The 5,644-nt window shown below is 61.0% G+C and carries 6 protein-coding genes; 3 read left to right on the forward strand and 3 right to left on the reverse strand.

The annotated features are described in order from the left end of the window. Together H0V34_03680 and H0V34_03685 are read left to right on the forward strand one after the other, a co-directional pair. Nucleotides 1-582: phosphoenolpyruvate carboxylase (locus H0V34_03680; protein MBA2490828.1), on the forward strand; the 582-nt coding region annotated here is incomplete at its 5' end. A 123-nt stretch (nucleotides 583-705) separates the two neighbouring features. Beyond that, complete coding sequence (locus H0V34_03685; protein MBA2490829.1) at nucleotides 706-1,569, forward strand: methylenetetrahydrofolate dehydrogenase; 864 nt, start codon at nucleotides 706-708, stop codon at nucleotides 1,567-1,569. 212 nt (nucleotides 1,570-1,781) lie between these two features. Here H0V34_03685 and H0V34_03690 read toward each other — a convergent pair whose 3' ends face one another. From H0V34_03690 to cls, 3 genes are all read right to left on the reverse strand, one after another. Next, nucleotides 1,782-2,285, reverse strand: coding sequence for a hypothetical protein (locus H0V34_03690; protein MBA2490830.1), 504 nt, complete (start codon nucleotides 2,283-2,285; stop codon nucleotides 1,782-1,784). Nucleotides 2,286-2,408: 123 nt separating this feature from the next. Next, nucleotides 2,409-3,500 carry an AI-2E family transporter gene (locus tag H0V34_03695; protein MBA2490831.1) on the reverse strand — a complete coding sequence of 364 codons (1,092 nt, stop codon included), beginning with the start codon at nucleotides 3,498-3,500 and terminating at the stop codon, nucleotides 2,409-2,411. A gap of 77 nt (nucleotides 3,501-3,577) precedes the next feature. After that, complete coding sequence (gene cls / locus H0V34_03700) at nucleotides 3,578-4,861, reverse strand: cardiolipin synthase (protein MBA2490832.1); 1,284 nt, start codon at nucleotides 4,859-4,861, stop codon at nucleotides 3,578-3,580. Between the two features lie 154 nt (nucleotides 4,862-5,015). Here cls and H0V34_03705 point away from each other — a divergent pair. Next, nucleotides 5,016-5,644: M20/M25/M40 family metallo-hydrolase (locus H0V34_03705; GenBank protein ID MBA2490833.1), on the forward strand; the 629-nt coding region annotated here is incomplete at its 3' end.

Consider the following 5,644-nt stretch of genomic DNA (forward strand, 5'->3'; position numbering starts at 1 on the left):
CTCAAGATTGGCTCTCGCCCCGCGCGCCGCACCGGTTCCATGACTCTGGATGACCTGCGCGCGATTCCCTGGGTGTTCGCCTGGAGCCAGAACCGCATGGTGATTCCGGGCTGGTACGGCGTCGGCAGCGCGCTGGAACAGATCGTCGCGGTGCGCGGTGACCTGGGTCAGGAAGTATTACGCCGCATGTTTGCCGAGTCGCGCCTGTTCCGGCTCATTATCGACGAGACCGAAAAAACCCTGCCCCTGGTGGATCTGGACATCGCGCGCGCCTACGCCGAACTGGTGCCGGACGAAGAACTGCGCGAGCGCATCTTCGGCATGGTTAAAGATGAGTACGACCGCACGGTCAAAATGGTGATGGAGGTCAACGGCACCAGCGAGGTGTGCGCGCGCTTCCCGCGGTTCCGCGAGAGTCTCGAGCGGCGGCTGGACACCATCAATCAGGTCGGCCACCAGCAGGTCAAGCTAATAGAGCGCTTCCGCGGCATCGACAAGAACGATCCGGCGCGGCAGGAGTATCTGATCTCGCTGCTGCTGTCCATCAACTGCGTCGCCGCCGGCCTGGGCTGGACAGGGTGACCCGAAACAATACGTAGGCTGGGATGAGCTTGTGAATCCCAGCGGTATGTTTGTAGACAAATGCCGGGTTGGCCCCTCGCGCGGCTAACCCAGCCTACGCAACTTTAAACTCCGAAGAAACTTATGAAAAAACTGCTATTCCAATTCGATACCGATCCCGTTCCCAGCGTATTCGATACCGTCGTCGCCTACGACGGCGGCGCGGACCACGTGAAGACTTACGGTGGCGTGAACCCCGACAACGTCGGCTCGCTGGTGGACGGCGCGATCTTCACCCGCTCGCCGAAAGAGAAGAGATTCACCGCGGTGTTCGTCGGCGGCGGTGACATGGAAGCCGGTCAGAACCTGCTAAAAGCCGTACGCAAGAAATTCTTCGGCGACTTCAAGGTATCGGTCATGTTCGACAGCAACGGCAGCAACACCACAGCGGCGGCGGGTGTGGCGTTGCTGGGCCAGGCCGTTTCGCTCTCCGGCAAGCGCGCGGTGGTGCTGGCGGGCACCGGGCCTGTCGGTCAGCGCGCCGCGGCGCTGCTTGCGAAGGAAGGCGCGGAAGTGACGGTCACATCACGCGATCTCAAGCGCGCGCAAGCCGCGTGCAAACTGATCGAGGAACGCTTCGAGGTGAAGCTTGAACCGGCGGCTACCGCCGACGAGGCGTCACGCGCAAAAGTGCTGGACGGCGCCCAGGTAATTTTCGGCGCGGGCGCGGGCGGCATTCAATTGCTCTCGGAAAAGGAATGGCAGGACAACCCGACGATTGAGGCGCTGGCCGACACCAACGCCACGCCGCCGCTGGGATTCGAAGGCGTGGACATGATGGACAAGCTCAAGGAACGCCACGGCAAAAAGACCATCGGCGCAATTGGTCTCGGCGCGCTGAAACTCAAACTGCACCGCGCCTGCATCGAAAAGCTGTTCGAGCGCAACGATCAGATCATTGATGCGGAAGAGATCTACGCGGTGGCAAAGGAAATGGCCGCGAAATAATCTGATGTCGGGTGCGCTACTCGTTATCCTAATCGGTAGAGGGCGTATACCGTAACTGCGCCCAGGCGTTCGCCCCGTGAAATCGCCAGTCGCCCCTTGCAAAGGGGGGAATGCGGTCGTGAGTGAACTTGCCTCCCCCTTTGCAAGGGGCATCGAAGGGGATTTTAGACGCACCACCGCGAGGGCCCGCGTGCACACGGCGCACCCTACACCTACTCTGTACAGTCGTCATAAACGTCATTTGGACGGCCGCAATACGCCAGGCTCCGGCGCCTGTCTCTGCTTGATCGCTCTTGCATCGAAGACATTGCTAGCGCCGGCCCGGCGCCAAGAGCGATTGACAGGCTCGCGATCATTTCGCGCGAAGGCTCCACACCGACAGGCAATCCCTGGTATTGAAGCAGCGGCATACGTACGCCGGTGAACCCGCCTGGGCCTACACCGAACTGGTGCATCAAAAACGCGGGCTTTATCGTTGCCAGCTGGCCGTTTGCTGTCGGCGCCACGACGAAATATTTCTGGTCCGCTGCCAGCGTGATTTCGGCTGCGCGCAATAACAATTGATTCCACAGCGTCTCGGCAGAAGTCGCAGCGTTGCCGGCGACCGTGATGCGATACTCGCTGTTGCCGACCTGCTCGTCGCTATAACCATAGCCGCCATCGACAGAAGGCTGATAGGGCGTAGGTTCAAAGCTCGCGCAGCCGGCGGTAAGCAACGTGGCGGCTAACACGAGCCTGGCTGGTAAAATGTCATGTCGCGTATTCATAACGCCTGGCGCAAACACTCGGATAGCGCTTAGGCAATCCAGTCCGAATTGAGTTTCAGGCCGTTGATAGGTCTACAGACTCTCCTTCTCAATCCTCGCCGCGCCATTCGCGGGCTTGTAGTCACTGTTGGCCAGCAGCACGGCGATCCAGCGGGTACGCTCATAGTGATCGCAGGCGATAACCAGCGCGATGGTGATGGGAATGGCGATGAACGCGCCCGGCACACTCCACAGCCATCCCCAGAAAGTTACCGAGAACAGCACCACCAGCGGCGAGAGCGACAGTTGCCTGCCTTGCAGCAGCGGATCGAGATAAATGCCCATCACGAGCTGGATGCCGGATACGCCAACCAGCACCAGCAATGCTTTGACTCCGATACCGAACTCCAGCAGCGCGAACGCGGACACTGGCAGCACGCCGATGATCGAGCCCAGGGTGGGAATGTAGTTGAGCAGAAAGTTGATGAAGCCCCAGATGAACGCGAAATCCACGCCCACCACCAGACACAACAACCAGATGAGTACGCCGGTAATCAGCCCGATCACGGTGCGTACGACGATGTAAATCTGAAAGTCCGTCACCACCCGCTTGAAGGATTCGAACCAGCGCGCGCCCTCGTCCGCGGACAAACCGTGCCGCAGCTTGTCGCGGAAGTCGTGCACCTCCAGCAATCCCAGCACGAAGAACGCGACGATCAGCACCAGCGCACCGCTGGAGGAGAAAAGCCACTCGGACAATGCCAGCACGAAATTCGGCGCCAGCTCGGAAACCTTAGGCCCTGCCCTGATCGCGTCCGTGGACGAGCCGATGATCGGCTCGGCGATGACGCGCAGGCCGTCGAACAGGCGCTGGAACTCCTGGCGATATCCGGGCGCGCTGTCCGCGAGCAGTTCGGCGCTCCACCAGATGGAGGCCACGAACAGGGCAATGACGCCGACGAACACCAGAAAGGTGACGCACATAGCCGCGCCACGCGGCATGCGTCGCTCCAGTCGAAGTTGCAACGGCCAGAACACCGCGATCAGAAACAGCGCGAACACGAGCGGCATGGTCACCGAAGCGCTGATCTTGAGCGCCGCCGCCACCACCACTACCGTCACTACGGCCAGCAGCCGCTTGATGATCTGGCGCTCCCGCGGGCTCTGTGATGCGTCGTTATCCACTTGCGGCCCCGATTTGCGTCATGGAGATCGTTCTCGTGGCGATCCTTTGCACGGAAAGTCAGCGCGTCCCGTATTGTTTACAACTGCGAATGCAGCCAGCTCACCAGGTGCTCGCGCAGTTTTTCGTGCATGGGTCGCCGCGCCCACTCATCGAGCGTCATTTCCCTGGAACGGGTCTTGTCTTGCTCGAACCATTGGGTCTGACTGCGCGCGAGCTCGCGATCCAGCGCGTTCAAGTTGATCTCGTCATTTAGACTGAAGGATCGGTTGTCGAAGTTGGTGGAACCAACCGACACCCACATATCGTCCACGATCATCAGTTTGGTGTGATACATGGTGGGCTGATATTCGTAGATGCGTATGCCGGCGCGCAACAGCTTGCCGTATTGCGAGCGTGAAGCCAGCCGCACCAGGCCCTCGTCGTTGTGCTCGCCGGGCACGATGATCTCGATCTGCACACCCCGGCGGCGCGCGCCCAGCAATGCGCCCGTCGACAGTTCGTCCGGCACGAAATACGCCGTACCGATGCGGATGAATTTGCACGCCGCGGTAATCGCCAGCAAAAACATCAGCCGCACGGAATCCGCCCCGCCCGCCGGCGAGCTTGCAAACACCTGACAGGCCGCCTCGCCCTGCTGCTCCAGCGCGGGGAAATAACTCTCATCGTGCAGGACGACGCCGCTCGCCTTGATCCAGTTGTCCATGAACGCGCTCTGCAACGCCGCGACGCTGGGACCTTCGATGCGGTAATGCGAGTCCCGCCAGTGGTCGGCGTCTTTGGCGTCGCCGGTCCACTCGTCCGCGATGCCAACCCCGCCGGTGAAGCCGATGTAGCCGTCCACGATCAGCAATTTGCGGTGGGTGCGGTGATTGATCGTGCGAAAGCGCGTGAAATGAAGCTTGTGGTAGCGCTGCACTTCTACCCCCGCGTCTTCCATCAACTGTATGGAAGCGCGGTCCAACTCCTTGCTGCCAAACCAGTCAAGCAACACGTGCACCTTGACGCCGGCGCGCCCCCGCTCGGCCAGCGCCTGTGCGCACTCGTCTCCGATACCGCCGACCCAGTAGATGAACGTTTCAAAGGTTATCGCGCGGCGCGCGTCACGGATCGCGGCCAGCATGGCCGGGAAAATCTGATCCCCGTTAAGCAGCGGCGTAATTTTGTTGCCCTCGCGAAACGGGCCGGTTAAAAGATTGGCCATCGAGCGCACGAACTGATCGTCGCCGGCCGCGTAAAGATGTTCGATTTTGCGCTCGACGTGTTTCTCGCGCTTGCCGAACTGACGAACGATGAAGTCGATAGCCAGGGTCGCAAGGCAGGCAACGACGGCAGTGAGAGAAACTATCACCCAGGTCGACATGCCGCGAGTATAACGCCTTAAGCGCCGACTGCTGCTCAGCGCGCAAGCTGGCCGCACCGCCATGCGCGTATTATCGGGCGCGCGGCCCGGTTGCGCGGGCGCCGGGCGCGCGGCAAAATCATGCCATATGGACGCGCCGCCCAAATTAATGGAAATGATGCGCCGCCTGATCGAACTGCCCTCGATCAGCAGCGTGAAACCCGACCGCGACATGAGCAACCGCAAGGTCGTGGATCAACTGGCGGAATGGCTGGAGAGTCTTGGCTACCGCATCACCGTGCAACCCGTTGGCGAAGATTCGCGCAAGGCGAATCTTATCGCCACATTGGGTACTGGCGACGACGGGCTGGTGCTCGCCGGGCACACCGATACAGTGCCGTTCGACGAGGGCCGCTGGCGTCACGATCCGTTCAAAATGAGCGAAGCCGACGATCGCGCGTACGGGCTTGGCACCGCGGACATGAAGTGTTTTCTTGCGATCGCCATCGAAGCCGCGCGCGAGTTAAAGGCACAAGATCTCAAACAGCCCCTGACCATCCTCGCCACCGCCGACGAGGAAAGCTCCATGCACGGCGCCAAGACATTAGCCAGAGACGGTCAGCGCCTGGGACGGTATTGCGTGATCGGCGAGCCCACCAACCTCAAACCGGTGCGCAGCCACAAGGGAATCTTCATGGAGTCGATCCTGCTGCGCGGGCGCTCCGGGCATTCCAGCGATCCGCGACTGGGCAACAGCGCGCTGGACGGCATGCACGCCGTTATGGGCGAACTGATCGCGTACCG

This window comes from Gammaproteobacteria bacterium (genome assembly GCA_013696315.1).
Classification (GTDB): domain Bacteria; phylum Pseudomonadota; class Gammaproteobacteria; order JACCYU01; family JACCYU01; genus JACCYU01.